The organism is Citreimonas sp., assembly GCF_042096055.1.
Lineage (GTDB): Bacteria > Pseudomonadota > Alphaproteobacteria > Rhodobacterales > Rhodobacteraceae > Citreimonas.
Window position 1 is genome coordinate 1 of record NZ_JBELMH010000159.1, and the last position, 3,145, is coordinate 3,145.

Genomic DNA, 3,145 nt, shown 5'->3' on the forward strand with positions numbered 1-3,145 from the left:
GATGCGCCCGCCGGAGAGTTCGAACCGCGTTTCCTTGCCGATCCGCCCGCGGCCCCTGCACCTGCGACTGGTGCGCCTGCAAACGGAATCTGCCGCTACGATCCATGACCGCGACGGCTTGGGCCGTATAGAAGGGACATGGCGACGGATCAAGCCCAATCGTGGTCCCCGGCGCGTTGCGGGGGAGCCGTATGGACGACGGTCAGTCCTGCCCGCCGCGCGCCTGCCAAAGGTCGGGCCGCCGCGCGCGCGTGAGGCCTTCGGACTGCTCACGCCGCCAGCGATCGACCGCGCCGTGATCGCCCGAAGTCAGCACCTCGGGGATCGTGGCGCCGCGCCATTCGGCGGGGCGGGTGTACTGCGGATGCTCCAGCAATCCGTCCGAAAAGCTTTCCTCGACGGTGGATTGCGCGTTGCCCAGCACGCCGGGCAACAGGCGCACGCAGGCATCCAGAACCGCCTGCGCGGCGATCTCGCCGCCCGACAAGACGAAGTCGCCCAGCGACAGTTCCTCGATGTCGTAGTGGTCGATCACCCGCTGGTCCAAGCCTTCGAACCGCCCGCAGATTAGCGTGACGCCCGGCCCCGCGGCCAGCGCGCGCGCCCGGGCCTGGTCGAATCGCCGGCCACGCGGCGACAGGTAGATCAGCGGGGCGTCCTTGGGCATCGTCTCGCGCGCGGTGTCGATGGCGCGGCCCATCACGTCGGCGCGCAGGACCATGCCCGCGCCGCCCCCGGCCGGCGTGTCGTCGACGTTTCGGTGGCGGCCCTCGCCGAAGCCGCGCAGGTCGACCGGGTGCAACTGCCACCGCCCCTCGCGCAGCGCCGTGCCGGTCAACGACTCGCCCAGCACGCCCGGAAAGGCGTTGGGCAACAGCGTGATCACCTGCGCCTGCCAGGCCCGGACAAGACGGTCGTCCCCGCCGATCAGATCGCGCGGTTTCAGCGATGGGCCGATCGACTTGCGGCCGTGCGACCGGCTGGGAACATTGGACATGGCGGCATCCTCCGGGTTCGCCCGCTGGTAGTGCGGGCGCCGGCCGGACACAAGCGCGGCGTCAGGCCACGCATGACGGCGCCGGCCGGAAGGACGGGCGGCCACGGACGCGGTCGCGCAGGTCCAACACGGCCGCCGGGTCGCGGAACGCGGCCGCAAGCCGCGCGGCCCGGGCAGGCTCGGCCGCGATCGCGTCGCGCAACAGCGCCAAGGCGACCACGTCGCGATCGGACAGGCGGCGCGCGTCGACGATTCCGCCGCGATGCATGACGCGCAAGGCCACCTCGGTCGCCACCAGATCGGGCGACAGCGGCTGGCCCTCGGGCAAAACGAGACCCTGCACAAGCTCGAGATCGCGGACGAGGACTGGCCGCAAGCGGTCGGCCGCATAGGCGGGGCCTGGACCTTCGGCCGTCCACAGCAGATCGCCCGGCGACACCCGCGCGTTCGGCCGGCCCGGCGGAAAGCGCCAGAACACGAGGCCCAGCGCGGCCGCCGCGACGATGGCCGCGGGTCCCGCATCCGTGACCAAGGAAAGAACCAGTGCGCCCAAGACGCAGGCCCAGCTGAGCGCGGCGACGGCGTGGTCGGACTGTGTCTGCATCCGGTGCCTCGTTACAGGATGCAACGAGGTCTACCGAAGGAACTGGGCGTGAGTTGGGTGAAGCCGGACGGGCCGGGTGTGAAAGATGCGCGAAACAGCAACGATTCACGCGGTCGGTGCGCCGTTGTTTCCATCACGCCGTTAATGAGCGTGCAATTCGAGCGACGCCGGCGTCAGTCGAACAGCCCTTCGGGCGGGTCCGCCACGATTCGGCCTGCGGCGATATCCACGGTCGGGACCGCGGCCTGCGTGAACGGCAGCAGCGCCGTCTTCGATCCGCCGGGCAGGTGCAGCTCGAGAAGGTCGCCCGCGCCATGATCGTGCACCGCATGCACGACGCCCAACTGAACGCCGCCGGTGTCGTAGACCGGAAGCCCGATCAGGTCGGCATGGTAGAATTCGTCCTCGGGCAACGCGGGCAGGCGGTCCCGCGGCGCGAAGAGCCGGGTGCCGCGCAGGGCATCGGCCTGCTCTTTCGTCTCGATGCCCTCGAGGCGCGCGGCGAAACCCGCCTTGATCTCCATCCCCAACGTCACAGTGAACGTGCGCGCGCCGTCCTCGGTGGTCAGCGGACCGTAACCGGCGATGGCGCGCGGGTCGGCGGTGAAGCTTTTCAGGCGCACCTCGCCGGTCACGCCGAACGCGCCCGCGATGGCCCCGACGCAGATCAGATCGGTCATGGCGACCCCTGGAAGAGTTCGGGCACGGCGACCCTGCCACGCCCGGACCTCAAGGACGAAGATCCGGTCGAGACGGGGCAACCTGCGATTCCGGCTGGCGGGTGGGCCGCCGGCCGGACCGCACCGCGCAAGGCTCAGGCCTCGGCGGTATCGGCTTCGGCGGACTTGGCGGCCCGCTCTTCGGCGCGCTGCTGGGCCTTCTTGCCCGGCTTCGCGCGGTTGGGGTTGTTGCGCTCGGTCTTCTCGCGGATGCCGGCGGCCTCGAGGAAGCGGTCGATCCGGTCGGTGGTCTGCGCGCCTTGGCCCAGCCAGTACTGGATGCGCTCGACATCCATCTTCACGCGGTCCTCGCTGTCCTTAGGCAACAGCGGGTTGTAGATGCCCAGCTTCTCGATGAAGCGGCCGTCGCGCGGCATGCGGCTGTCGGCGGCGACGATGCGGTAGAAGGGGCGCTTCTTGGAACCGCCGCGGGCGAGTCTGATCTTGATGGCCATTGCTGTATCTCCTTTGAATGGCGTTCTGGCGGGCCGGGGCCGCGCCTATTGCTGGTGCAGCTTGTGGTGCTGGATGACTTCCTGAATGATGAAATTCAGGAATTTCTTGGCGAATTCCGGGTCCAGATCGGCCCGTTCCGCAAGATCCTGAAGCCGCGCGATCTGCTTTTCCTCGCGCGCGGGATCGGATGGGGGCAGGTCGTGCTGCGCCTTTAGGACGCCCACGGCCTGGGTGTGCTTGAACCGCTCGGCCAGCGTGAAGACCAGGATCGCGTCCAGCCGGTCGATGCTGTCGCGGTGATCCTTCAGCAGCGCCTGGGCGCGGGTCGCGTCTTGGGTCATGCGGTCCTCGGTACAAAGCGGTCGCGGA

General features: G+C 69.5%; 5 protein-coding genes. All 5 read right to left on the bottom strand.

Annotated elements, in window-relative coordinates:
* Nucleotides 1–202: 202 nt before the first annotated feature.
* Complete coding sequence (gene trmD, locus ACFDTC_RS17930) at nt 203–997, bottom strand: tRNA (guanosine(37)-N1)-methyltransferase TrmD (protein WP_375260239.1); 795 nt, start codon at nt 995–997, stop codon at nt 203–205.
* Nucleotides 998–1,058: 61 nt separating this feature from the next.
* Complete coding sequence (locus ACFDTC_RS17935; RefSeq protein ID WP_375260240.1) at nt 1,059–1,601, bottom strand: hypothetical protein; 543 nt, start codon at nt 1,599–1,601, stop codon at nt 1,059–1,061.
* A 173-nt stretch (nt 1,602–1,774) separates the two neighbouring features.
* Entirely contained in the window at nt 1,775–2,281 is a 507-nt protein-coding gene (gene rimM / locus ACFDTC_RS17940) for a ribosome maturation factor RimM (protein ID WP_375260241.1), read from the bottom strand.
* A 134-nt stretch (nt 2,282–2,415) separates the two neighbouring features.
* The gene (gene rpsP, locus ACFDTC_RS17945) at nt 2,416–2,775 is read right to left on the bottom strand and encodes a 30S ribosomal protein S16 (RefSeq protein WP_375260242.1); all 360 of its coding nucleotides are present in this window, start codon (nt 2,773–2,775) and stop codon (nt 2,416–2,418) included.
* 45 nt (nt 2,776–2,820) lie between these two features.
* Nucleotides 2,821–3,117 carry a chorismate mutase gene (locus ACFDTC_RS17950; protein WP_375260243.1) on the bottom strand — a complete coding sequence of 99 codons (297 nt, stop codon included), beginning with the start codon at nt 3,115–3,117 and terminating at the stop codon, nt 2,821–2,823.
* Nucleotides 3,118–3,145: the final 28 nt, after the last annotated feature.

Coding starts and splice junctions, on each gene's coding strand:
- trmD (WP_375260239.1), bottom strand. CDS start 997: ATGTCCAATGTTCCCAGCCGGTCGCACGGCCGCAAGTCGATCGGCCCA.
- ACFDTC_RS17935 (WP_375260240.1), bottom strand. CDS start 1,601: ATGCAGACACAGTCCGACCACGCCGTCGCCGCGCTCAGCTGGGCCTGC.
- rimM (WP_375260241.1), bottom strand. CDS start 2,281: ATGACCGATCTGATCTGCGTCGGGGCCATCGCGGGCGCGTTCGGCGTG.
- rpsP (WP_375260242.1), bottom strand. CDS start 2,775: ATGGCCATCAAGATCAGACTCGCCCGCGGCGGTTCCAAGAAGCGCCCC.
- ACFDTC_RS17950 (WP_375260243.1), bottom strand. CDS start 3,117: ATGACCCAAGACGCGACCCGCGCCCAGGCGCTGCTGAAGGATCACCGC.